Annotated in this window: 17 protein-coding genes and 1 tRNA gene; 15 read left to right on the top strand and 3 right to left on the bottom strand. The window is 61.6% G+C overall.

Features of this window, described 5'->3' with window-relative positions:
• Nucleotides 1-33: 33 nt before the first annotated feature.
• The 4 genes from GPA21_RS02105 to lipA are packed head-to-tail and all read left to right on the top strand — an operon-like array spanning nt 34 to nt 3,114.
• On the top strand, nt 34-1,161 hold the full coding sequence (locus tag GPA21_RS02105) for a D-alanyl-D-alanine carboxypeptidase family protein (protein WP_168986559.1): 1,128 nt from the start codon (nt 34-36) through the stop codon (nt 1,159-1,161).
• Nucleotides 1,162-1,166: 5 nt separating this feature from the next.
• Nucleotides 1,167-1,439: a YbeD family protein gene (locus GPA21_RS02100; protein WP_168986558.1), complete on the top strand. Its 273-nt coding sequence runs from the start codon at nt 1,167-1,169 to the stop codon at nt 1,437-1,439.
• 16 nt (nt 1,440-1,455) lie between these two features.
• The gene (gene lipB, locus GPA21_RS02095; RefSeq protein WP_168986557.1) at nt 1,456-2,139 is read left to right on the top strand and encodes a lipoyl(octanoyl) transferase LipB; all 684 of its coding nucleotides are present in this window, start codon (nt 1,456-1,458) and stop codon (nt 2,137-2,139) included.
• A gap of 27 nt (nt 2,140-2,166) precedes the next feature.
• Entirely contained in the window at nt 2,167-3,114 is a 948-nt protein-coding gene (lipA, locus tag GPA21_RS02090) for a lipoyl synthase (RefSeq protein ID WP_168986556.1), read from the top strand.
• Nucleotides 3,115-3,196: 82 nt separating this feature from the next.
• Here lipA and dksA read toward each other — a convergent pair whose 3' ends face one another.
• Nucleotides 3,197-3,628, bottom strand: coding sequence for an RNA polymerase-binding protein DksA (gene dksA / locus GPA21_RS02085; RefSeq protein ID WP_168986555.1), 432 nt, complete (start codon nt 3,626-3,628; stop codon nt 3,197-3,199).
• Between the two features lie 268 nt (nt 3,629-3,896).
• Between dksA and GPA21_RS02080 the strand changes: the two genes are divergently transcribed.
• Nucleotides 3,897-5,891: a UvrD-helicase domain-containing protein gene (locus GPA21_RS02080; RefSeq protein ID WP_168986554.1), complete on the top strand. Its 1,995-nt coding sequence runs from the start codon at nt 3,897-3,899 to the stop codon at nt 5,889-5,891.
• Nucleotides 5,892-5,956: 65 nt separating this feature from the next.
• On the opposite strand, the gene GPA21_RS02075 is transcribed toward GPA21_RS02080, so the two are convergent.
• On the bottom strand, nt 5,957-6,415 hold the full coding sequence (locus tag GPA21_RS02075; RefSeq protein WP_168986553.1) for a c-type cytochrome: 459 nt from the start codon (nt 6,413-6,415) through the stop codon (nt 5,957-5,959).
• Between the two features lie 143 nt (nt 6,416-6,558).
• On the opposite strand from GPA21_RS02075, the gene GPA21_RS02070 reads away from it, so the two are divergent.
• The 10 genes from GPA21_RS02070 to GPA21_RS02025 all read left to right on the top strand — a co-directional run bounded on the left by GPA21_RS02070 (nt 6,559) and on the right by GPA21_RS02025 (nt 25,228).
• A tRNA-Arg gene (locus tag GPA21_RS02070) sits at nt 6,559-6,635 on the top strand.
• 210 nt (nt 6,636-6,845) lie between these two features.
• The gene (locus tag GPA21_RS02065; RefSeq protein WP_168986552.1) at nt 6,846-7,970 is read left to right on the top strand and encodes a tyrosine-type recombinase/integrase; all 1,125 of its coding nucleotides are present in this window, start codon (nt 6,846-6,848) and stop codon (nt 7,968-7,970) included.
• Nucleotides 7,971-9,603: 1,633 nt separating this feature from the next.
• The gene (locus GPA21_RS02060; RefSeq protein ID WP_168986551.1) at nt 9,604-9,876 is read left to right on the top strand and encodes a hypothetical protein; all 273 of its coding nucleotides are present in this window, start codon (nt 9,604-9,606) and stop codon (nt 9,874-9,876) included.
• A gap of 146 nt (nt 9,877-10,022) precedes the next feature.
• Nucleotides 10,023-13,562 (top strand): helicase-related protein, encoded by a 3,540-nt coding sequence (locus GPA21_RS02055; protein ID WP_168986550.1) that lies wholly within the window; start codon nt 10,023-10,025, stop codon nt 13,560-13,562.
• 211 nt (nt 13,563-13,773) lie between these two features.
• Nucleotides 13,774-14,394, top strand: coding sequence for an NYN domain-containing protein (locus GPA21_RS02050; protein ID WP_211163379.1), 621 nt, complete (start codon nt 13,774-13,776; stop codon nt 14,392-14,394).
• Between the two features lie 8 nt (nt 14,395-14,402).
• Nucleotides 14,403-17,282, top strand: coding sequence for a DUF1156 domain-containing protein (locus GPA21_RS02045; RefSeq protein ID WP_168986549.1), 2,880 nt, complete (start codon nt 14,403-14,405; stop codon nt 17,280-17,282).
• 17 nt (nt 17,283-17,299) lie between these two features.
• Nucleotides 17,300-19,015, top strand: a complete 1,716-nt coding sequence (locus GPA21_RS02040) for a DUF262 domain-containing protein (RefSeq protein ID WP_168986548.1) — start codon at nt 17,300-17,302, stop codon at nt 19,013-19,015.
• Nucleotides 19,016-19,073: 58 nt separating this feature from the next.
• Nucleotides 19,074-20,543 (top strand): hypothetical protein, encoded by a 1,470-nt coding sequence (locus GPA21_RS02035; protein ID WP_168986547.1) that lies wholly within the window; start codon nt 19,074-19,076, stop codon nt 20,541-20,543.
• 27 nt (nt 20,544-20,570) lie between these two features.
• Complete coding sequence (locus GPA21_RS02030) at nt 20,571-22,313, top strand: acetate and sugar kinases/Hsc70/actin family protein (RefSeq protein WP_211163378.1); 1,743 nt, start codon at nt 20,571-20,573, stop codon at nt 22,311-22,313.
• Nucleotides 22,314-22,393: 80 nt separating this feature from the next.
• Entirely contained in the window at nt 22,394-25,228 is a 2,835-nt protein-coding gene (locus tag GPA21_RS02025; RefSeq protein ID WP_168986546.1) for an ATP-binding protein, read from the top strand.
• A gap of 74 nt (nt 25,229-25,302) precedes the next feature.
• On the opposite strand, the gene GPA21_RS02020 is transcribed toward GPA21_RS02025, so the two are convergent.
• A partial coding sequence (locus tag GPA21_RS02020) for a hypothetical protein (RefSeq protein ID WP_211163377.1) occupies nt 25,303-25,962 on the bottom strand: 660 nt, incomplete at its 5' end.

The following is a 25,962-nucleotide window of genomic DNA, read 5'->3' as shown; positions in this document are numbered from 1 at the left end:
CTTTCCAGAACCTGATTCACTCCACGGACCCACATGCGTTTTCTCCTCACCGCACTGCTTTTCGCCGTCTCGCTCACTGTCTCCGCGCAAACCGCGCCCCAACTGTCGCTTGCCGCCAACGCCTGGTTGCTGATCGATCATCAGACCGGTCAGGTGCTTACCGCGCACAACCCTGACGAGCGTATCGAGCCGGCCTCGCTGACCAAGCTGATGACTGCCTACGTGACTTTCTCGGCCCTGCGTGCCGGCACGATCACCCTCGACCAGGAGGTGGCAGTCTCGGAGACGGCTTGGCGTATGACCGGTTCACGGATGTTCATCGAGCCGGGCCGCCCCGTGACGGTGGAGCAGCTGATCAACGGCATGATCGTGCAGTCCGGCAACGATGCCTGCGTCGCACTGGCCGAACTGATCGCCGGCTCCGAGGAGGCGTTCACCCATCTCATGAATCGCGAGGCCCAGCGACTGGGCATGCGCAACACGAACTTCGCCAACTCCTCGGGTCTCCCGGACGAACAGCTCTACACCACGGCGACCGATCTTGCGCTGCTTGCCTCCGCGCTGGTGCGTGACTTTCCCGAGTACTACCCGCTTTATTCGCAGAAGGAATACACCTACAACGACATTACCCAGCCCAACCGCAATCGCCTGCTGTGGCTGGACAGCACGGTCGACGGCATGAAGACCGGCTACACCCGCGCCGCAGGGTACTGCCTGGTTTCGACCGCCTTGCGCGGTCCGCGCCGGCTGATCTCGGTGGTGCTCGGCGCCGAATCCGAGACTGTCCGCGCCCAGGAATCGCTGAAGCTGCTCAACTACGGCTTCCAGTTCTTCGACACCGTTCGCTTGTATGGGGCGGAGCAGGAAATGTCGCGCGTCCAGGTGTGGAAAGGCATCGTCAACGATGTGCCGGTCGGCTTCCTCGATGATTTCGTGATGTCGCTGCCCAAGGATGGCGCCCAGCGCGTCGAGGCCGCACTGGCAAGCCATCAGCCGGTCATGGCGCCGATCCAGCGTGGCCAGGAGCTGGGTACATTGACGCTCAGCGTTGATGGTCGCCTGCTTGGCGAATACCCGGTCGTTGCGCTGCAGGACGTTGAAGTGGCCGGCTTCTTCGGGCGCCTGTGGGATGCGCTGCGCCTCTGGATCAAGAGCCTGTAATCGACATGAGCGAAACTCCCCGGGAAACCCTCATCGAGTTCCCCTGCGACTTTCCGATCAAGATCATGGGGGCTCGGGTCGACGGCTTCGCCCAGGCGGTGGTGGAAGTCGTGCAGCGTTTCGACGCCGGTTTCGATCCCGCGACGATCGAGATGCGCGCCTCGAGCAAGGGCAACTACCTCGCCCTGACCTGTACCGTGCGTGCGGTGTCGCAGGCCCAGCTCGACGACATCTATCGCGCCTTGTCTTCCCACTCCATGGTCAAGGTCGTTCTCTGAGCGCAGCGGTCCTCTGATGGCTTTGGTCGCACCTACTTCCCAGCAGGCAAAAGAACCCGAAGCACGCTGGCTGAGGGTGCGCCGACTCGGGCTCGTGCCCTATGAGCCGACCTGGCAGGCGATGCGTGAATTCACCGACGCGCGCCAGGCCGACACGCCCGACGAAATCTGGGTGCTCGAGCATCCGCCGGTGTACACCCTCGGCCAGTCTGGCCGGCCTGAGCACTTGCTGCGGGACGAGGGCATCCCGCTGGTCCGCATCGATCGCGGCGGACAGATTACCTACCATGGCCCTGGTCAGGTGGTTGTCTATCTGCTCGTCGATCTGGCGCGACGCGGCATCAAGGTGCGCGAACTGGTCAATCTCATGGAGCAGGCCGTCATCGACTGCCTCGCCGGTTTCGGGCTGAGCGCCGAGCGGCAGGCCGGTGCCCCCGGCGTATACGTTGGCGGCGCCAAGATCGCCGCGCTCGGGCTTCGCGTTCGCAACGGCTGCAGTTATCATGGGCTGTCGCTCAATGTGGACATGGATCTAACCCCCTTTGGCTGGATAAACCCTTGTGGATACGAGGGTTTGCAAACGGTGCAGCTTACCGGCTACGGCATTCGCACCAGCGTCGAAGCCGCCGGCGAAGCCCTGCTTGACCACCTCGAGAGATTGCTGCCGCCAGTCAGGCCAAAAGCCCCGGCTGGCAACTGATACCGATAACAGATCGAGACCCCCGACATGGAAACCACAGCCCGCAAGCAGCGAGGCGCAGACAAGACCGCCCGCATCCCGATCAAGATCGTCCCGGCCGAGCGCCTGAAAAAGCCCGAGTGGATCCGCATCAAGCTCGGCGCCGGCCAGGAGGCCGAGCGCTTCAACGAGATCAAGGCCACGCTGCGCGAGCACAAGCTGCACACCGTGTGCGAGGAAGCCTCCTGCCCCAATATCCATGAATGCTTCGGCAAGGGCACCGCGACCTTCATGATCATGGGTGACATCTGTACCCGTCGTTGTCCGTTCTGCGACGTCGGTCACGGACGGCCCGAGCCGCTCAACCCCAACGAGCCGCTGGATCTGGCAAAGACCATCGCCGCGATGCGCCTCAACTACGTGGTCATCACCTCGGTCGACCGCGACGACCTGCGCGACGGCGGGGCACAGCATTTCGTCGATTGCATTCGCGAGACCCGCGTGCACTCGCCCAAGACCACCATCGAGGTACTGGTTCCGGACTTCCGCGGTCGCATGGACATTGCGCTCGACATCTTCGACCAGGCGCCGCCGGACGTGATGAACCATAACCTCGAGACCGTACCCCGCCTCTACAAGCAGGCGCGACCGGGTTCGGATTACGCCTGGTCGCTCAAGCTGCTGCAGGAGTTCAAGCGTCGCCACCCCGAGGTGCCGACCAAGTCCGGCCTGATGGTTGGCCTAGGCGAAACCGACGAGGAAATCCTCGAAGTCATGCGCGATCTGCGTGCCCACGATGTCGAAATGCTCACCATCGGGCAGTATCTGCAGCCCTCCGGCGGCCATCTGCCGGTGTTGCGTTATGTGCACCCGGATGTTTTCAAGATGTTCGAGACCGAGGCCTTGAAAATGGGCTTCAAGAATGCTGCCTGCGGACCGATGGTGCGCTCGTCCTACTGGGCGGATCAGCAGGCCCACGGCGCTGGGGTGGTGTGACTCTCCGGCAGTCCGTTCCGGCTCCGATTTAGACTACGAAGCCGCCCTCGGGCGGCTTCGTGCTTCTGGCGGGTACTGAATCTCAGCGGAACATGCGCTCTTCGCGTTCGTGCCGCTCCTGTTCCTCGATGCACAGTGTAGCGGTCGGACGGGCGATGAGCCGGCGCAAGCCGATCGGTTCGCCCGAGGCCTCGCAGTAGCCGTAGGTGCCGTTGGCGATGCGGTCCAGCGCCTGGTCTATCTTGTGAATCAGCTTGCGCTCGCGGTCGCGGATGCGCTGTTCGAGCACGTGCTCTTCCTCCTGGGTGGCGCGGTCGGCCTCGTCCGGCGTGGCCTCGGTCTCCTGCAGGTGGTGAATCGTCGCCTGTCCGTTCTCGAGAAGATCGTCACGCATGTGCTGCAGCATGGCGCGGAAGAAATCCAGCTGCTTCGCGTTCATGTAGTCGCCTTCGGGCATGGCGAGCACTTCGTCCATGCTGATCTCCGGCGATTCGGGCGCGTTTTGTTTCGTCATTGTCACCACTCCTTGGCAGTCCCTGCCGGTTGTCGTCGGTCCACCGCCGGTGGGGACGACTGTCTCATTTCGTATTTGAGCCTTAACCTGCCCTGCTTGTCCAGCCAAACCGCCACGTTTCCGTGACAAACAACGTATTCGTCATGCCTTATATGCCCGTCGGGTGTCGTCTGGGCGGATGACCGTCGGCGGTGCAGGGAGTAGAATTCCCGGCATTCACATGCGCCGCCTCGGGGTGGCGCATCGTTTTTGAGGTCTCGCCCCACGCATGTCAGCCCACCTCAATGCCCCGCAGCGCGAAGCGATCCGTTATCTCGACGGACCGAGCCTGGTGCTGGCCGGCGCCGGCAGCGGCAAGACTCGGGTCATCACCCACAAGATCGCCTGGCTGGTGGATCAGTGCGGCATCAGTGCCAACAACATCGCTGCAATCACCTTCACCAACAAGGCCGCCAAGGAGATGCAGGAGCGGGTTGCCGGGCTGATGGGCGGGCGCATGCCCAAGGGGCTCACGGTGTGCACCTTTCACGCCTTGGGCGTGAAGATCGTCCGTCAGGAGGCGGTACATTGCGGGCTCAAGCCGCAGTTCTCGATTCTCGATGCTTCGGACACCGTACAGATCGTTGCCGACATCGCCCGCGACGCCGACAAGGGGATTGCCAAGCAAATGCAGTGGCAGATCTCGTCGTGGAAGAACGCGATGATCACACCGGGCGAAGCCGCCCAGCTTGCCGACAACGAGCTTGCCAGCGCGGCTGCGCAACTCTATGCGGAGTACGAGCGCACCCTGCGTGCCTACCAGGCGGTGGATTTCGACGACCTCATCTCGTTGCCCGTGCAACTCTTCGAGAACCATCCCGAGGTACGTGAGCGCTGGCAGAATCGCCTGCGCTATCTCCTTATCGATGAATACCAGGACACCAACCGCGCGCAATACCGCCTGCTGCGCGCGCTGGCGGGCGTGCGCGGCGCCTTCACCGCGGTGGGCGACGACGACCAGGCGATCTACGCCTGGCGGGGCGCGGACGTCGAGAACCTCAAGCTGCTCAAGGAAGACTACCCGGAGCTGCGGGTGATCAAGCTCGAGCAGAACTACCGCTCCTCACGGCGCATTCTGCATGCCGCCAACACCCTGATCGCCAACAACGAAAAGCTGTTCGAGAAGCGACTGTGGTCCGAGCATGGCGATGGCGACCAGATCGTGGTCACCTCCTGCCGCGACCCTGAACACGAGGCCGAGTCGATCGCGATGAAGATCACCGCCCATCGTTTCCAGAACCGCAGCCGTTTCTCGGACTACGCGATTCTCTACCGCGGCAACCACCAGGCGCGGGTGCTCGAGCAGCATCTGCGTAACCAGAAGATCCCCTACGTGATCTCCGGTGGGCAGTCCTTTTTCGACAAGGCCGAGATCCGCGACCTCATCGCCTACCTGCGTCTGCTGGTGAATGAGGATGACGACCTCGCCTTCATCCGCGCAATCACCACCCCGCGACGCGGCATCGGCGCCGCCACCCTCGAAGCGCTCGGCGCCTACGCCGGCCAGCGCCACGTGAGCCTGTTCGCAGCCTGCTTCGAAGAGGGCGTCACCCAACACCTCAACCCACGCCAGCTCGAACTGGTGCGCGAGTTCGCCGCCTTCATCAACCGGCTGCAATACCGAGCGCCACGCGAGCCGGCGGCCCAGTTGCTCGAGGACCTGCTCGTTGCGATCCGGCTGGAAGCCTGGTTCTTCGAGCATCTCGACACCCGCGAAGCCGAATCCAAGTGGAACAACGTGCGCGACTTCGTTGGCTGGCTCGGACGCAAGGGCGAGGAAGACGACAAGAACCTCCTTGAACTCACCCAGACCATTGCGCTGATCTCCATGCTCGACAAGGAAGACCCGGATTTTGACGGCGTTCAGCTCGCCACCCTGCACGCCTCCAAGGGGCTGGAGTTCAAACACGTGTTCATGGTCGGCGTGGAAGAGGGTCTGCTGCCCCACCAGTCCAGCATCGATGAGGACAAGATCGACGAAGAGCGCCGCCTGATGTACGTCGGCATTACCCGCGCCCAGCGCAGCCTCAACATCACCTGGTGCGAACGGCGCAAGGCCGGGCGAGACACCCGGCGCTGCGAGCCCTCACGCTTCATCGAGGAGATGGGCGAGGACGTGCGCATCAACGACCGCAAGTCCAACGAACCGGTCTCGCGCGAGGAAGGAAAGGCCAGGCTCGCCAACCTCATGGCCATGCTCGAGAACCGGCAAGAGCCCTCCTGACGGTTGTAGCACGCAACAAAAAGGGTGGCCTCGGCCACCCTTCGGTATTTGCAGCTTGCGCCGTCTTATTCCACCGGCGGCTCGGTGAAGTCGCCACCTGCAGTGTTCAGCAGATAGGCCACCGCGCGTTCGATCTCGGTGTCGGTGAGATCCGGCGAACCGGCACGAGCCGGCATCGCGCCGAGGCCGTTGATCACCGAGGATACGTTCGCTTCGAAGCCTTCGGCGATACGTGGTGCCCATGCATCAGCGTCGCCGGTCTTGGGTGCATCGAGCAGACCCGAGGCGTGGCAGGTGGTGCACAGTGCCTGATAGATCTCGGCGCCGGTGCGGTTGCCCGGGGTGATCTGCACGCGTTGAATCGCGATCTGCGCCACCGGCTGGATCAAGGAGGCGGTAACCTCGTGGTCCACCTCGGGCGCCTTGCCACAGCCTGCCACGACCAGCGCAGCCATGATGCCGACAGCCGGAAGAGCGAAACGGACACGTTGCCGGGGAGCGGACTGGACAGAAGTCTTCGACATGCTTGATCCTTTGGTCAGTAGGCGGGCGAAAGCCGAATTATAGCGTCACGAAAACGGTTTTGCGCAGTGGCATGGACTTGTCGAACGATTCAGGCTACCATCACCGGCCTTGCGTAGGCAGTGTCATCGCTACCCAAGCCCCCGCGCCCGTAGCTCAGCTGGATAGAGTACTGCCCTCCGAAGGCAGGGGTCGTGCGTTCGAATCGCGCCGGGCGCGCCATATCTTTCAATGGGTTAGCTGTGCAGCTAGCCCATTTTCTTTGGGTTTGGCGTAAAAATGGCGTAACCGTGCCATTTTTCGCTTCGCAAAAGCTTTACGTCCGCTCCGCCGTCTTGGAAACTCGGGGCGTCGCTGAATGCCGCTGCCCCACCTCTGCAGCCCCTCCTTCTTGTCAGCGCTTCTGACTGATCGATTTGAGGAGTAGCTGCAATGACGAAACGGAAACATCCTGGTATTCAGCCGCGGGGAAACGCCTGGCGTGCGGAAGTCTGTGTCAACGGACATCGCGACAGTGCAACCTTCAACACACTCGCCGAAGCCAAGAGCTGGCGCGAACATAGAACAGCCGAGCTCAAGCTCTTGAACCGACCGCCGCAGCGGAGCGGAGAGCAGGCCAAGCTCACGTTGCGTGAGTTGCTCGAGCAACAGAAAGACGAACTCGACATTCGCACGCGAGGCTCTGCACTCGCACATGACGCACGTGTGCGCAAGATCGTGAGCATCGATGTTGGGCAGCAAAGCCCTCGACCGATCGGCGACATCGTCGTGAAGCAACTCACAGACCGGGATTTCCTGAACTACAAGAAAGCCCGGCTGAACGACGGCGTTGCCCGCTCAACTGTGAAGCGCGAACTCAATCTGTTGCGTGCTGCGTTCAATCGTTTGATCGAAGCGGGCGCGATTCTTCACAATCCAGTTCGCTCTGCGATCAAATCATTGCCGAAAAAGGACCCAGAAGTTGGTAATCTGCTGGGGGTGTCGGAGCGAGAACGCTTTATCGAGCAATGTGAAGTCAATGCCAGCAATCCCCGGCGCAATCCTTGGCTGTCTCACGCTTTCGCATTTTCTGCAGCGACTGCGTTGCGTAAAGCCGAGCTTCTCGCCCTGGAGTGGACTGACGTGGACTTCGAAAATGCGGTGCTCCGGGTTCAACGCGTTGATGATTTGCCGGATAGCAAGGGAAAGAGAACAACCCGCGGCACGAAAAACGGTGAAGAGCGAGAGACACCGCTTTCTGCGGAAGCGCTCGAGATTCTGCGAAGTGTGCCACGAGCGGTCGATCCTGCCCTGCGACACAAGGTGTTCCCGATTACGTATGAAGCCCTCAAGTCGGCATTCAGACGAGTCCGGGAGAAAGCGGGAACACGTCATTTCCGCTGGCATGATCTGCGGCACATGGCTGCAACTGATGCGCTCGCGCGCTTGGGCAACATTGCGCACGTCGCGGTCGTGACGGGTCATCGCGACTGGGAGTCATTGAAGCGCTATACGCATCCAACCGCGAAAGATGTCGCCAAACTTCTGGGAGCTCGCCTTGCGGAACAGCCGTCATAGACATTGCGATGAGTGTAGCCGATGCAATGACGTAGGGATTTCACCGGTAGCGACGCGGCAAACCCAATGAGTGGCTATACGAGGAGAGGCTGTCGAGCTGGGTGGGCCTCTGGAACGAGGTGGCACGGATCCCGTTGGCGCCCAAGCGCCAGCGGGACTTGAGCGCTTTTGATCGGATTCAACTGAAAACTCTGAGCCGAGAGTCTCAAGCGATATTCTTGGGGCTAAAAGATGTCGGAGCAGACCCCTATATATTGACTTGAATAAAATGATAAGTGCTGCAAGGCATTTCGATGCGTAGAATGCGCTTGCATGAATCCGCCTTGGCTTTGCTTTACCTGTTTTGAATTTAGAGTTTTTTGGGTTCGAAGCGGACAACGCAGAGTCAGTCGTAAAGGGCTGACCGTATTCGAAGTCTATGTTGCCGGACAAAACGTACGGCTTGATACCCTCAGGTTTATTCCCGGCGGTATGAAGCAAGTGTGACGGAATCGACGCACGCGTTGAGTTATTGCTTTCTAGGCTCGGGCGCAGTAATTGAGTTGGCTCCAAGACGACAATGTTCTTCCTGGATTGAGATCGCCAATTGCAGGATCGAAAGAGTGTTCGCTGTCCGAGCCCGAGGCGGCGAGCTTCATTCCATGGCGTTCCGTATGACTTATACGTGTAACGCGCGCGCTTAACGAGTGAAGCGCCAGTCGAGATTCGTCTTACGTCGATCGCCGGCCCTCGAACTGCTCGCGGAAAATTTTTGGATATAAGACCCTCCGCGAACGCCCTCTTTGTTTCGCGGACTCGTGACGGATTTTCAAGGTTTGTGGAAAATGCAATCCCGTGGAATGAAAGAGCACCGGATTTCTCCACTTCGATGAGCCCGCTGAACGCGATTGATTGTCGACGTGCTGCATTGAGCGCTGCATCAATCAGCGAAAGAGCAGCTGACGGCGGCCCGCCTGGCGTGATTGTTACGAAGTAGACAGGTCGGCCGGCATCGATAGCCGGCGCTGCAACACGAATGAGCTCGTTGATCTTCCGTGTTCTTCTACTATTTCTCCGTCGCTGCACATTGCCGAACATTTCATCTCTTGATCTTCTGTCCGACTCAAGTCGCTGCTCTGCTGTTGTCAACTTGGTCGAAGTTTTGAGTTTGTGGCAGCTCCAAAGCGCACGGTCATGACGCAATAGGCGGTTCCAGTAAGATGCCATGTGCTGGCGAGAGAACTTCTTGCCTTCGTGATGGCGTTGAATCTTCTCAACAATTTTCGGATGAAATGCATGGATTTCACTGATTGAATCAAGGGTGCCGCTCGATCCCCGACGATGCTTTCTGGCGGCCTCAGCGAGTCGCTCGGCGACGCCGGGTGAAAGATCGCAAACTGCAGATCCGGCTCGATTGATTGATTCGCCCATTGATTTGATTAAATAAACGATTAAACGCCCTTGGGCTATTTGACCTCTCTTCTTAATTCAACCCTATAGCACTGTGCTCAGTAAAGATTTGGTAGCTAAAATCTGGCTATTGAATCAATTCAGTAGACGGGTAGATATTCTGGTTGACGACGCTTACAAAGCTTTTCAAAGGGAAAAGTGTCGAAATAGAATTCCGGTATCTGTGTCTGTTGGAGGTTTCGAGATGCCGGCAAGAGTAGAGGAGCCGAAAGAAATTCTTTCCGAGGTCGAACTGGCGGTTCTTCTGGAAGTGGATGTTCGAACTATTCGGCGCGCGCGGCAGCGTGGAGAGCCGATCTTTCCCTACGTCATGGTTGGCGATATGCCACGCTATTCGCGAACAGTCGTGCTTGCACAGTTCGCGAAGTGGCCTGTCGATCCGATGACTACTATTGCCGCTGGCGGCGTTGAAGTCGTCACCAGGCCGAAAGTCGGGCGCCCGCGGAAAGTCAGCTGATCCGACAGCTGAGTGCCACCGGCTGGCAGGTGGCGCCTTCAGTAAGCCTGTGGGGTCGGCACAATGACAATGTGCGATCGTGCCGGCCCGATAGGTTGGCTGGCTGGCATAATCCCCAATTTGCCTGCTGTTGAACCCGGATACCCATGCTCAGACTCGAAGAGGTCAGGAAAGACGCCGCGCTTGCCGGGATCGAACCGGGCCAGATCGTTCGCGTCATCGCCGTTGAGCCGGTTGGCACAGAAGCGCTCACCGTCGTCTACAAGACCCCTGATGGCCGCTTGGGCGAGCGCATGGTGTTTCGCAGCGACGAAGCATTGCTGGCGCTGGCCGAAGAGGGGCGCCCGTGGGCCTTCGATGCACCGGGGGAAGCCTTCAAACTCGCGGCAGAGGCGTGGCGCATCAACCTAGCCCATCTGTTCGACCCGATGATGGCGGTGCATACGTCGAACGTCGAACCTCTGCCGCACCAGATCACCGCCGTCTACGAATCCATGTTGCCGCGCCAGCCGCTGCGCTACGTGCTGGCGGACGACCCTGGCGCGGGCAAAACCATCATGGCCGGCCTCTTCATTCGCGAGCTCCTGATGCGCGCCGACGCCCGCCGCGTGCTCATCGTCGCGCCGGGTAGCCTGGTCGAGCAGTGGCAGGACGAGATGCGCGAGAAGTTCGGGCTGGAGTTCCGCATCTTCGGTCGCGACCTCGTCGAGAACAGCGCCAGCGGCAACCCGTTCGAGGACACGGACCTGCTCGTAGCCCGAGTCGATCAGCTCTCGCGCAACGAGGACCTGCTCGCCAAACTTGAACTCACCCGCTGGGATCTGGTGGTGGTCGATGAAGCGCACAAGCTCTCGGCGAGCTACTTTGGCAACAAGATCAACAAGACTAAGCGCTTTCAGCTCGGCGAACTGCTCGGTGGCATCGCCCGGCATTTCCTGCTGATGACGGCGACGCCGCACAACGGCAAGGAAGAGGACTTCCAGCTTTTCCTGTCGCTGCTGGATTCCGATCGCTTCTACGGCAAGTTCCGCGATGGCGCCCACAAAGTGGATGTGTCCGATCTCATGCGCCGCATGGTCAAGGAGGAGATGCTGCGCTTTGACGGCACCAAGCTCTTCCCGGAACGGCGAGCCTACACGGTGAATTACCGCCTCTCGGATCTGGAGGCAGCGCTGTACACCGCAGTCACGGATTACGTGAAGACGGAGATGAACCGCGCCGACCAACTCGAAGACGGCGCGCGCCGCGGTACGGTCGGTTTCGCGCTCACTGCGCTTCAGCGCCGGCTGGCTTCCAGCCCGGAAGCCATCTATCAGTCACTGCGCCGTCGTCGGGCCAAGCTGCAGCGTCGGGTCGAGGAAGAGAAGCTGCGCCAGCGCGGTGAAGTGCTGGCGGACAGCGTGTTCGCCAATGGCGCCGGCGACGATATCTGGGACGCGCCCGACAACCTCACCCCGGAAGACTACGAGGAGTTCGAGGAATCCGTCGTCGATCAGGCCACTGCCGCGCGCACCATCGTAGAGCTGCAGGCCGAGATCGTCATCCTCGAAGGGCTCGAAGAACAGGCCCGCCAAGTGGTGCATTCCGGCCAGGATCGCAAGTGGGACGAACTCTCGCGCCTGTTGCAGGACACGCCCGAGATGCACGACGCCGACGGCCGGCAGCGCAAGCTCATCGTCTTCACCGAACACCGCGACACCCTCAACTACCTCGCCGTAAAGATCCGCGGCGTGCTTGGCAGCGAAGAGGCGGTGGTGCTCATCCACGGTGGCGTCAAGCGCGAGGACCGGCGCAAGGTGCAGGAGCTCTTTCGCAACGACCCGGTGGTGCGCGTGCTCATCGCCACGGACGCGGCCGGCGAAGGCGTGAACCTGCAGAACGCCAATCTGATGGTCAACTACGACCTGCCCTGGAACCCCAACCGAATCGAGCAGCGCTTCGGCCGCATCCACCGCATCGGCCAGACCGAGATCTGCCACCTGTGGAACATGGTCGCCAATGAAACGCGTGAAGGCGACGTCTTCCAGCGCCTGTTCGACAAGCTCGAAGTCGAGCGCAAGGCCCTGGGCGGGCGGGTGTTCGACATCCTCGGTGAAGTGTTCGAGGAAAAGAGTCTGCGCGAGCTACTCATCGAGGCCATCAAGTACGGCGAAGACCCCGCGCGCAAAGCCGAGCTCTTCCGCAAGATCGAAGGCGCCCTCGATACCGACCACCTGCAGACCATCATCCGCCGCAACGCGCTGTGTGAAGAGGTCATGGACCCGCAGCGCCTCTACGCGGTGAAGGAAGAGATGGAAAAGGCCGAAGCCCGCAAGCTGCAGCCTTATTTCATCCGCGCCTTCTTCAATCAGGCATTCCAGTCGCTCGGGGGCGAACTGCGACCGCGCGAAGCCGGCCGCGCCGAGATCACCCATGTGCCGGCCATCATCCGCGAACGCGACCGCCAGATCGCCGGCAGGGACAGGCGCTACAACGAGCCGGTGCTGCGCCGCTACGAGCGCGTCTGCTTCGAGAAGGACCACGTTCGCGTGCCCGGCCGGGTGGAGGCCAAGATGGCGAGCCTCCTCCACCCTGGCCACCCGCTCATGCAGTCCGTCACCGACATCGTGCTGGAACAGCATCGCAACAAGCTCAAGCAAGGTGCGGTGCTGGTCGATCCGGCAGACATGGGGCTCACGCCGCGGCTGATGTTCATCGTCGATCACGCGGTGAAGGAAGGCGCGGACCAAAACCGTATCGTGTCGCGCCGCATGCAGTTCGTGGAGATCGACCCTGCAGGCGAGGCCATCCATGCCGGCTGGGCGCCACACCTCGATCTTGAACCCATCGCCGCCGACGATCTCGCCCGCATCCGCGACGTGCTCGACGCCCCCTGGGTCGCCACCGGCCACGCCAACCAACTCGAACAGCGGGCGCTCGCCCACGCCTCCACCCATCTCGTGCCCGAGCACTTCGAGGAAGTCCGCGCCCGCCGCGTGCAGCAGGTCGACAAGACGCTCGCCGCAGTGCATGAGCGGCTGGTAAAGGAAATCAACTACTGGCAGGACCGCTCGATCAAGCTCAAGGACGACGTCGCCGCCGGCAAGCAGCCGCGCCTCAACTACGACAACGCCCTGCGTACCCTGGACGAGCTATCCGCCCGGCTGCAGACTCGCACCGCCGAGCTGCAGGCCATGCGCCATGTCATTTCCAGCACACCCACCGTGGTTGGCGGCGCGCTGGTCATCCCGCAGGGGCTGTTGCTTCAGCGTCGTGGCGAACCCGGCTGGAGCGCAGACGCCGCCGCCCGCGCCCGCATCGAGGCCATTGCCATGCAGGCGGTGATGAATGCCGAGCGCGCCCTCGGGCATGAGGTCATCGACGTGTCCGCGCAGAAGTGCGGCTGGGACGTCACCAGTCTGCCCAAGTCAGTCGATGGCCGCCTGCCGCCCGCCCGTCACATCGAGGTCAAGGGCCGGGCAAAAGGCGCCACCACCATCACCGTCACCCGCAACGAGATCCTCTACGGGCTCAACCAGGCCGACAAGTTCATCCTGCCGGTGGTGCTGGCCGATGGCGACGATGTGGAGGGTCCGTACTACGTCCGGCGGCCGTTCGTGCAAGAGCCCGACTGGGCGGTGAGCAGCATCAATCTGGATTTGGCGCAGTTGCTGGCGCGCGCCACCTCAGCGGAGGTTCTGCCTTGAAGCTTGGTGAGAGCCAGAAACAGAAACGCCTCCACAAGGGAGGCGTCGGACCCGGGATGCGATCCCGGGCGGGGCGCAAACTAACTCCACAAACAGAGACGCCCCTTGCGGGGCGTCGGGCCGGAGATGCTATCTCCGGGGGGGTTAGTGGTTCAATTCTGGCCATGCCGTCCTGCATTGTCAAGCGCGCTGACTTCCTGGAGGGCAGTGCATGATGCAGCGCGTCATCACCTACATTGATGGCTTCAACCTGTATTTCGGTCTCAAGCAGGCGGGTTTCAAGCGTTACTACTGGCTGGATGTCGCCGCGCTGGGCCAGCAACTGCTCAAGCCGGGGCAAACCCTGGTGGCGACCCATTACTTTACCGCCCGCATCCGCGACAACGGCCGCAACGTAGCCGACCAGAAGCGGCAGAACGACTATCTCGAGGCGCTTGCCGTGCAAGGTGTGCGCTGCCAGTTCGGTCACTACCTTGAAAAGGTCCGAGAATGCCGGGCCTGCCATGCCACCTGGCCCGACTACGAAGAAAAGATGACCGACGTGAATATCGCCATCCAGCTGATGACCGACGCTTTCGACGATGCCTTCGACACCGCGCTCGTCATCTCGGGCGACAGCGATCTGGTCACGCCCATCCGGCGGGTGCGCGAGCGATTTGCAAACAAGCGCGTCATCGTTGCCTTTCCGCCCCGGCGCCATTCCAAGGCACTCAAGCAAACCGCCAACGGCCATCTCGCCATTGGCGAAGACAAGCTGCGTGCCAGTCAGTTACCCGAACACATTGCCAAGCCGGACGGCTTCGTTCTGCACCGCCCGGCGAGCTGGAGTTGAAGCACCCCATGACCCCCATCAAAACCCCCAAAAAGCTCATCGAAGTCGCCCTCCCGCTCGACGCCATCAACGTCGCCGCGGCGCGCGAGAAGTCCATCCGCCACGGTCACCCCAGCACGCTGCACCTGTGGTGGGCGCGCCGGCCGCTGGCCGCGGCGCGGGCGGTGATCTTTGCGCAGATGGTCAATGACCCCGGCTACGAGCGCCACCTGGGGCGCGGGGTGAACAAGGAAAAGGCGGCCGTCGAGCGCGAGCGCCTGTTCAAGATCATCGAAGACCTCGTGCAGTGGGAGAACACCAACAACGAGGAGGTGCTCGCCCGCGCCCGCGAGGAGATCTGGAAGAGCTGGCGCGAGACCTGTGCGCTCAACAAGGGCCATCCGCAGGCGGCCGAGCTCTTCAACCCGGACAAGCTGCCCGCCTTCCACGACCCCTTCGCGGGCGGGGGTGCGCTGCCGCTGGAGGCGCAGCGCCTGGGGCTGGAGAGCTACGCCAGTGACCTCAACCCGGTGGCGGTGACCATCAACAAGGCGATGATCGAGATCCCGCCGCGCTTTGCCGGCCGTGCGCCGGTGGGACCGCGCATCCCCGGCGACAAGCAGGGCAGGCTTTCTGAGGACTGGTCCGGCGCCAAGGGACTGGCCGAGGACGTGCGCCGCTACGGCGCCTGGATGCGGGCGGAGGCGGAAAAGCGCATCGGCCACCTGTACCCGAAGATCGAAGTCACCGCCGAGATGGTCGCCGAACGCCCGGACCTGAAGCCGCTGCTCGGGCAGAAGCTCACCGTGATCGCGTGGCTGTGGGCGCGCACGGTGAAGAGCCCCAACCCAGCCTTCAGCCATGCCGAGGTGCCGCTGGCCTCGACCTTCGTGCTGTCGAGCAAGGCGGGCAAGGAGGCGTATGTGGCGCCGGTGGTCGAGGGGGATGGCTATCGTTTCACGGTGAAAGTGGGGACGCCGCCGGAGAGTGCGAAGGATGGAACCAAGCTTGGACGTGGCGCGAACTTCCAATGTCTGCTGTCGGATACGCCGATTGAACCGAAGCACATCAAGGCGGAAGGTGTTGCCGGACGACTCGGGCAACGGCTGATGGCAGTCGTCGCCGAAGGTGTGCGCAGCCGGGTCTATCTGTCGCCGACTGAACTGCATGAAGCCATTGCGCGTCAGGCACAGCCTGAATGGAAGCCGGAAACCCCGTTGCCCGACGATCCGCGCAACTTCTGGACGCTGAACTATGGGCTGAGCAAATTCGGCGACCTCTTCACCCCCCGCCAACTGGTAGCGCTGACCACCTTTTCCGATCTGGTGCAGGAGGCCATCGAAAACTGCCGTCAGGACGCGTTGACCGCAGGATTGGCCGACGACGGCACAGGGCTGGATGCGGGCGGCAGCGGCGCGACGGCGTATGCGCAGGCGGTGGGGGTGTATTTAGCCTTTGCCATCAGCAAGGTTGCGAACATTGGTTCATCCATTGCCTCATGGATGAATGACAGGGGGGCGTTCCGCGAGACTTTTGCCCGCCAAGCGATCCCGATGGTTTGGGATTTTGCGGAGTCGAACCCATTTGCTGACGCGGGCGGAAGCCTGGAGGCTGCGGTCGATAAGGGGTCAATGTCAGTTCGTGACTTGCCGAAGTGCGGGTTTGGCCTCGCCGTACAGCAAGATGCTCAAACACAAACCATCAGTAGCCAGAAAGTCGTCTCCACCGATCCACCGTACTACGACAACATTGGTTACGCCGACCTATCCGATTTCTTTTACGTTTGGCTGCGCAAGAGCCTGAGGTCGATCTTCCCTGGCCTTTACGCGACGCTGGCGGTACCGAAAGCCGAGGAACTGGTCGCGACGCCTTACCGTCACGGCAGCAAGGAAAAGGCAGAGTCATTTTTCCTCGACGGTATGACCCATGCCATCCACAACTTGGCGGAATTGGCACACCCGACTTTTCCGGTGACGATCTACTACGCCTTCAAGCAGGCGGAAACCAAGGGCGACGCAGGCACCTCGAGTACTGGCTGGGAGACCTTCCTCGACGCCGTGATTCGCGCCGGCTTCGCCCTCACTGGCACCTGGCCGGTGCGCACCGAGGGCGCTGGTCGAATGATTGCGAGCGGCACCAACGCGCTCGCCTCCAGCATCGTCCTCGTCTGCCGCAAGCGCGACGCCGGTGCCGCCACCGTCAGTCGCCGCGAGTTCATTCGCGAACTCAACGCCGTGCTGCCCGAGGCGCTGATGGACATGACCCGCGGCGGCATCAACAGCCCCGTGGCGCCGGTCGATCTGTCGCAGGCCATCATCGGCCCGGGCATGGCGATCTTCAGTCAGTACGCGGCGGTGCTGGAAGCCGATGGCAAGCCGATGAGCGTGCGCACCGCGTTGCAACTCATCAACCGCTTTCTCGCCGAGGACGACTTCGACCACGACACCCAGTTCTGCCTGCACTGGTTCGAGGGCCAGGGCTGGGCCACCGGCAAGTATGGCGAGGCCGACGTGCTCGCCCGCGCCAAGGGCACCAGCGTGTCCGGCCTGACTGAGGCCGGCGTGGTTGAATCCGGCAAGGGCGACCTGCGCCTGTTGAAATGGGCCGAGATGCCGCGCGACTGGAACCCGGAAACCGACACCCGCGTGCCGGTGTGGGAAGCGCTGCACCAGATGATCCGCGCGCTCAACCAGGACGGCGAATCCGCCGCAGGCAGCCTGCTCGCCCGCATGCCCGCCCGCGCCGAACCCATCCGCGCGCTGGCATATCGTCTCTATACCCTGTGCGAGCGCAAGGGCTGGGCCGAAGACGCTCGCGCCTACAACGAGCTGATCACCGCCTGGAGCGGCGTGGAGCGCGGGGCGAGCGAGGCGGGCCATGTGGGGGCGCAGGCGAGTCTGGATATCTGATTTAGGAAGCGACAACGATGCAGAACAAGAAACTGCCGATCCGGAAGATCGTCAGCTACCTGAACGACGACGAGGCGGAAGGTGGTGGCTTCTGGTTGCCGAACATTCAACGCCCCTTCGTGTGGAGTGAAGAGCAGATTGCGCGCCTGTTCGATTCGATCATGCGCGAGTACCCGATTAGCACGTTGCTAGTGTGGAAGACCAAGGAGGCGGTGAAGCACCGCAAGTTCATCGACAACTACCGGCGCGACATCAAGCTGACCGATTTCTATGTGCCGGACAATACGCGCTCGAAGATGATGGTGCTCGATGGGCAGCAGCGCCTGCAAAGCCTTTTCATTGGTCTGCGCGGCAGCTATGAGGGGCGCGAGATGTATTTCGACGTACTCAGTGGCGGCGCGGCGGCGGCACCGGAGGACATCCGTTTCCGCTTTGCCTTCAAGGCGGCGAATCCAGGTTGGCCCTGGGTGCGGTTCAAGGATCTCGTTTTCCAGAACAACAAACTGCCGGGTGAGATGGCGGATGCACTCACGCAGAATGCCCCTGATCCGCTGTCACAAGACGCCTTCCGCACCGTTAGCAGGAACGTCGAGCGGGTGCGGCAGGAGTTTGTGACCGACGACAACATTACCTTCCAGGAGCTGGATGGCATCGACAACCCGGATGCCTACCGCGTGGATGACATCGTCGAGATCTTCATCCGAGCCAACTCCGGCGGCACCAAGCTGGGCAAGTCCGACCTGTTGTTCTCGTTGCTGACTTCGAGTTGGGATGAGGCTGATGGCGAGATGGAAGCGCTGCTGGAGGATCTCAACCAAGGGGGATTCGATTTCGATCGCGACTTCGTGCTGAAGTCCTGCCTGACGATACTGGGCAGGGGCGCGCGCTACGAGGTGGGCAAGTTCCGCGACGGCAAGACCAAGGAAGAGATCATTGCCAAGTGGGACGAGCTGGCCGAAGCGATCAAGGCGGTGCGGGATCTGCTGGTTGCGAAGACCTATATCCGTTCCGACCGGGCGATGCCCTCATATTTGGCATTGATCCCGCTCATCTACTACCGCTTCCACTACCCGGCGAAGTTCGCGCTCAATCGGGACATGGCGGCCTACCTGCTGCGGGTGCTGGTGACGGGGGTGTTCGGTGGCAGCCCGGACAACCTGATCGACAAGCTGGTGCGCAACATCCAGGAGCAACAGGATTTCGTACTCTCCGAGGTCTATGGCGTGATCCGTGCGGAAGGGCGCAGCCTGGAAATTACGCCGGCGGTGATCTTCGACCAGTACTACGGGTCGAGGACGATCCACCTCTTCTTCAACCTCTGGTATCGGGACTTCGACTATTCGCCCGCATTGGATGCAAACGGCCCACAGGTGGACCACATCTTCCCGCAGAGCCTGTTGAAGACGGTGAAGGACATCAACCCGGAGAGCGGCAAGCGCAACATCCTGCACTACCGTGCCGAGCACCGCGACCAGATCGCCAACTGCATGCTGCTGACGGCCGATGAGAATGGGTTCTCGGGCAAGTGCGACACGCCGCCGGCCCAGTGGTTTGACCGTTCCCGATTCGCCACGGATGAGGAGCACAAGCGCTATCTGCAGATGCACCTGATTCCAGAGGACCCAGCATTGTGGGCGCTGGAACGCTACGACGACTTCATCGCCGCCCGCAGGGCACTCATCAAGGATAAGTTCGCCTACATGCTGCGCAAGGACCAAGAGGTGCTGGCGTGAGCAGTGCAGTACGAGGAGTCTGTTGCTTTCTGAGGCAGCTGGCAGGGGGGGTGGTGGTATGACTCAGGCGGATATGACTGATGCGATCAGCGGCGACGCTGCCTTCGACGTCTTTGCGTCCGATAGCCCTGTCGTGCACAAGCAGAAAGCCCTAAGAGCCTTGATGCGGGAGAAGCTGATTCCCAAACAGGCGGATGACGCGCGTTTCAAGGCGGGGTTGGCGCAGCTGACGCAGGTGGCGGTTGACCCCACGGTAGAACCGGAAACCCGTCTGCTGGCAATTGCCTGCGTGGTTCATGCCGCGCAGATGGTGAAGCGTCTGCAGCCGAATCTGCAGCTGTGGCTGGCGCCCGCAATGGGCGAGGATTTTCCGCCATTGCAGTTGCTGAAGGAGGCTGATGATCGGCTGAACGTTGCACGTGCCTTGGCGCTGGCGGACGGTGCCTGGTTGGCTGGGTATCTTGCGGATGCGATTGCATACGAGGAGACCGGTGAAAAGGCTCGCGAGGAGTTGATTGCTGCCTTGCTGGCGCGCAGTGAAACGCTGGCTGAGCTGCTTGGGCGTGTGGCGCAGGCAATGGCCGGAGTTAGACCCGAAACCGAGAAGCCGGGCGATTCCATCGGCCGCCGGCAAGCGCGGACGCTGTCAGCCCTGCGTGCATTGATTCCGACATCCGAGCTGGAAGCGGGCGATGAGTTGGGTAAGGCGCTGCATGCGCTGGTGAGCTTGCCGCTGCGGGCGGTTGGCCGGCCGAAGGAAGAGAAGGTTCAGCATGAACTGGCGGAAGAGGTGGTGTTGCTGACACACGAGATCGTGCGGTCGCGCTTTTCGGTGGCGACCGATCCGGCGGTTTTCCAGGCGGTGGCCTACTGCCGGCAGATGCTGGGCGGCAGTACCTGGCCGGACGTGCTTCAGGGCGCCCTGTCATTGTTGGTCAAGGATGTGAGGGAGGCGCTGATTCTGCTGGGTCGGCAAGGCGTGCGTGACCAAGGTCTCTTGGAGCAGCTCGACATGCTGTGCAACTATCCACTGCGGGCGCGCGCGATCGCGAAGGAGATTGCGGAACGGCATCCGGAGCTGGATGAGGACACCCGGCAATGGCTCATCCATGGCCGCGTTATCGCCAAGCGTGAGGCCAGCAGTACCGCGCTGGAGGTGGCGGCGCGCGAGGCGGATGTGGCAATCGGACTGGCGCTGAATGCAGCCAGGGAAGCCCGGCAGGCGGTTGCGGGCGTGAAGGAACCGGTGATCTCGGTGCTCGATATCTACGAGCAGAGCCTGGTGAGCGTTACGCAGGATTGCTTCCAGCGTTTCGAAGGGTTGCTGTTGCAGATGGACCAGGTTGCCCAGCAGCGAAGCCTTGCGTTGTACGGGGAGGTTGGGCAGGAGGTCGATTTTGCGCCGAAGTATTTTCAGGCGGTGGGTGAGGTGGCGCGCCAGAAGGTTGTCATCCGCCAACCTGCTGTGGTGCGCATACGCAAGGATGGAACGGCGGGCGACGTGGTGTTGAAGGGATTGGTCGAATAACTCAGAACGAAGTTGGGGAGGGGGCAGGTGAATCCGGAGATTGCCAGGTTTCTGCTGGAGAGCTTGATCGAGCGTATCGATCGCAATGCCATCGGCACAATTTCGTCTGCAGAGCGTGAGGCGCTGGGGGTCGCCTTGGGTCTGCTGCGCGGCAGGGCTGCCGGACCAACCCCGAAACCCCCTGAGACACCGACTCCCATGCCGCCAAGTCCGCCGCCTCTTGCCGGGGGTGCAACCGTTTCCGCGCCAACTCCTCAGGAGGAGGCGCCTGTTCCAGAGTTGCCGGAAACGCCTCAGCCGCAGGTCGCACTGGTCACGGATGCGTTGGACAGGAGCACGCCTGACGACCCCGATGTGCTGCTTTGCCTGGACTTTGGGACGGCCATGTCCAAGGCGTTTGCGCAATCGGACGATGGTCAGCCGTTTGAGCTCGAACTGGGTGCTCAAGCCGGAGGTGAAGGCTATGCAGTGCCGTCGTCGGTTTTCATCACTGATGGCGGCAAGGTGCTATTCGGTTTCGAGGCTGTGGATGCGAGTCAGGAGCTTTCTGACTCCAACCGGGCTCGATTGGATTCGATCAAGAGTTGGCTGAGTCAGCGCTCTGACGGAAATCTTGACGCATACCCGTTGCGCGCCGAAATGAATCCGACCCAGGTCAAGCTGACCGAAGGCGATCTGATCCGGATCTATCTCGCGTACTTGACCGATCTGGCGGTGTCGCAGGTCCAGACCTGGTCGGTGGAAGACACGAAAGGCCCACTCTCTCGTTATGTGCGTCGGCGGTTTGCGCATCCGTGCTGGCCGTCATCGGCGCAGAAGTCGTGGGCGGACCGTTTGATGCGTCACTGGATGGCCGAGGCCCAGATTCTTGCCGACACGTTTCACGGTCGGTGGGAGGGCGGCCTGGATGTGGCTGAAGTTAAAGATGCTGTCGATCAGGTGCGCGCCTTGGACCGGCGACCGGAGTATCTGATCGCCGACGGTGTGCCCGAGCCCGTGGCCGTGGCGGCCGGTGCGCTCGTCGACGGCGAGGACAAGCGCCTTCCTTTCATGGTGATCGACGTAGGCGCGGGTACGACCGATTTCGGACTCTTCCTGCTTCGCGAGGATGAGCAGCGCGAGATCACGCGTGTGTTTCAGGTGCCGGGATCGATCAAGGCCCTGATGCAGGCAGGCGATCGGATTGACATGATGCTGAAGAAGTTCATCCTGGATGCCCAGGGTGTCGACCTGACCGAGCCTCACGGCCGACTTGTGGCAGCCGATCTGAGCCGTCGAATTCGTGGGTTGAAGGAGCGCTTGTTTGCCGACACCTCGGTCCAGTATGTGCTTAGCGACGGTACGCTCGGTAAGATTGAGTTGGATGACTTCATGGCGTCGCGGCCGGTCAGGGAGTTTTCCGAGCGTGTCGATCAAGGTTTCCGGGGCGTGCTGGAGGGGTTGCACGACACCTGGATCAACTACCTGACCAAGACCGACCTCACGGTGATCCTCACTGGTGGCGGCGCAAGCCTGCCGATGATGCGCGCACTGGCTGAGGGCTGGGTGGAAGTGCGTGGAAAGCGGATTGGGCGCAAGGTGGTCAATCCGCTGCCGAGCTGGATTCTTGACGATAGTCCGGATCTGGAACCCGTTTATCCGCAGCTGGCCGTGGCGATTGGCGGCGCGGCGCATGAGTTGCCGGAAACGGTCGATGGCCCTGAAGCTTTCGCGGGCGGTGGAGGTCGAGCCGCCTACGAGGTCGGGAATCTTCAGGTGAGTGGGGCATAACCCATTTTGAACATCGAATGATCGCGGTATCGAAGTTGCCGAAGCTCTGAGTTTCGGCTGCTTCATGGGAGATGAAAGGGATGAGTTTGAAACCGTGGCGTGAGATCGCCGTTCCGCACGAGGACGTGCTCAAGGGCACCTTCCAGCAGGCCGAGTTTGCGGCTGATCTGTCTCGCGTGCATCTGGGTACGGCGACCGCCGAGTATCAGGATCCGTCGCTGTTCTTCCAGCGCACGTTCATTACGGAAGGCATGCGCCTGCTGCTGGATTCAGTGGTTCGGCGTCTGAGTGGGCGTGGCGGCGATCCGGTCATTCAGCTGCAGACCGCCTTTGGCGGCGGCAAGACGCACACGATGTTGGCGGTGTACCACTTGGCCAAAGGCGAAGTGACGGCGTCGAACATGCCGGGGATTCCATCGATACTGAATGCGGCTGGCGTCGTGGAGATGCCGCGGGCGCGCATCGCGGTGCTCGATGGCATTCGCTTGTCGCCCAACCAGCCGATTCAGCGCGACGGGCAGGCGGTGCGGACGATCTGGGGTGAGCTGGCGTGGCAGTTGGGGGGTGCCGAAGGCTACGAGATGGTGCGCGAGGCGGACGAGTCCGGCACCTCACCGGGCAAGGGCGTGCTGGCGGACCTGCTCGGACGCTTTGCACCCTGCGTGATTCTGATCGACGAGCTGGTCGCGTATATCCGCCAGTTCGAGGAAGGCAAGACGCTGTCCGGCGGCTCATTCGATTCCAATTTGAGCTTTATTCAGGCGCTGACCGAGGCGCTGAAGGCGGTGCCGACGGCGGTATTGCTGGCCTCGCTGCCCGAGTCCGACAAGGAAGCCGGCAGCCAGCGCGGGGTGAAGGCGCTGGCGACGCTGTCGCATTACTTCGGGCGGGTGCAGGCGCTGTGGAAGCCGGTGTCGTCCGAAGAAGCCTTCGAAATCGTGCGCCGCCGTCTGTTCTCCGACATCAACGACAAGCTCGGTGCGGAGGCAGTGTGCCGCGCGTATGCCGACTACTACATCGCCAACGCCGCGGACTTGCCGCATGAAACTCAAGAGGCGCGCTACTTCGAGCGCCTGATGCATGCCTATCCGATCCATCCCGAGGTCTTCGTGCGGCTGTACGAAGACTGGTCTTCGCTCGACAACTTCCAGCGTACCCGCGGCGTGCTGAAGCTGATGGCGAAGATCATTCACCGGCTGTGGAAGGACAACAATTCCGACCTGCTGATCATGCCGGGGAGCCTGCCGCTGTACGACGCCGACACTCGCAACGAGTCGATCTACTACCTGCCGCAGGGTTGGGATCCGGTGCTGGAGCGCGACATCGACGGCGAGCGGGCGGAGACGACGGATCTGGAAAGCTTGGATACCCGCCTGGGCAGCGTGCAGGCGTGCCGCCGTACCGCACGGACCATATTCCTGGGCAGCGCACCGACCACGGCGAGCCAGATGGTGCGTGGCATCGAACTGGAGCGGGTGCTACTGGGTGTCGCGCAACCAGGGCAGCAATTGGGGGTGTTCAAGGATGCGCTGCGTCGCTTGAACGACCGTTTGCACTATCTCAACTCCGGCAATAACCGCTTCTGGTTCGACACGCGTCCGAACCTGCGCCGCGAGATGGAAGACCGCAAGCGGCGCTTTCAGGACAAGGACGATGTGATTCCGGCGGTGCGCGACCGTGTGCAGCGAACCCTGGCGCAAGGCGTGTTCGGTGGCGTGCATGTGTTCACCGCCAGTGCCGACATTCCTGACGACTGGGCACTGCGCCTGGTCGTGCTGCCGCCGACAGCCGGCTACAGCCGCAGCGGGGATCAGTCGGCGATCCGCAACGCCACCGAAATCCTCAAGCAACGTGGCGAGCAGCCACGCTTCAAGCAGAACCGGTTGATCTTCCTGGCCCCGGATGCGGACAGCGTGAGCCGCTTGAAGGACCAAGTGCGCTCCGTACTGGCTTGGCAATCGATTGTCGCCGACATCAAGGACCTGAAGCTCAACCTTGACCAATACCAGGCCCGCCAGGCCAGCCGCAGCCTGGATGACGCCAACGAGGCCCTGCGCGGGATGGTGAAGGAAACATACCGCTGGTTGCTGGCTCCGGCGCAGTTTGCCGAGCGCGGTAAGGGTTTGTCGGAACTGCAGTGGGAGCCGTTCCAGATCAATACAGGGGCGCAGAACCTCACTCAAGAGATCGAGCGGGTGCTGCGCGAGAACGAGCTGCTGATCACCGAGTGGGCGCCCATCCACCTGCACAATCTGCTGAAGACCTGGTTCTGGAAGGACGGTAACACTGAGGCCAATGCGTTAAACGTGTGGCAGCAAACTTGCCAGCAACTGTACTTGCCGCGCTTGCGCGACGACGGGGTGTTCCACAATACGCTGGCAGCGGGTGCGGAGAGTCGGGACTTTTTTGGATTCGCGCAGGGCAAGGAAGGCGATCGTTACCTTGGGTTCAGTTTCGGCAGGCGCACGACACCGATCCTGGATACGTCGTTGATTCTGCTCGAGCCGGTTGCGGCTACCGCGTATGCAGAAGAGGAGCAGCGTGCGCGAGAAGCCGTTCAGCAACCAGGATCAGGTGGCGGAACTGTTGTTTATCCGACTGGCGGCGGGCGCAGTGATACGAAGGCCGAAGACTCTGGACGTGGCGCCGGCCCGGTGGTCACAACACCACCGCAGGACGGGGCAAAGCGAACGCATTTCTTCGGCACGATCGATCTCGATCCGGTTATGGCGAAGAAGCAGTTTGCCGAGATCGTGGATGAGGTCGTGTTGAACTTCACCGCCAAACCAGGCGTGAAGGTGCGGATTTCCATCGAGATCGATGCCGAGACTGACTCAGGATTCGACGATGGGTTGCAGCGTGCGGTGCGGGAAAACTGCGGTGTGTTGAGGTTCAAGAACGCCGAGTTTGACTGATTCTGAACCTGACGCCCGTGCGCCCTTTGTGACCGCTTCGCGGAAAGGGCGCACGGGGTAGAACGAAACTGAGACTACGGAGCCGGCGTCTTCTTCGGTTTCTTGAAGTGTTGTAAGCGGTCTGTCTTCTTTGAGCGCTTCACTGGGTTAGTTGCGAAGGCTCCGAGAACGAGCGGTTGCGTAGCCGAGCGCCCATTTCGAGGCCGCCCGTACGAGCCCTGCGAATAATCCGAAAGCTGGCCAAGCATTGCGGCGATGGTTTCTCGTGCAACGCCAGCGGCTTTGTGATCACTCGTGATCTGATGACGATAGCAGTACGCTGAAATGTGTTCCCGACGCCGCGGAAAGACGACTCGGCTTACTTCGCTCAGTCGATTGCTCAGCGACTTTCTGTGATAGCTGACGTGCAAGTACTCAGCGCCAGACTTCATCGCGCAGTCGAATTCGTCGAGCAGATGCTGCGCTGCTGGTGAGTCGAGTGAAACCAGGATGGATCTCCGTTCCTGGCCGCGATCGTGCTCGATCCCTTTGGAGTCTCGAATGCGACCAACCTTGGCGCCAAGGATGGTGAGCTCGAGTCCGATCGGATAGCCTTCAACAGCCGGCTCAAAGCGCACGACGACGCCTTTCTGTAGCTCGTCTGGGCGGCAACCACTGAGCTGAAGGACTGCAACGGCGCTCCGTAGGCGACGACTTGGTGGCAATGAATCCCAAATCAATTGGCGCCAATTGAC

Source organism: Azoarcus taiwanensis (genome assembly GCF_012910885.1).
Lineage (GTDB): Bacteria > Pseudomonadota > Gammaproteobacteria > Burkholderiales > Rhodocyclaceae > Azoarcus_F > Azoarcus_F taiwanensis.
This window is presented reverse-complemented; position numbering and strand designations above follow the sequence as displayed.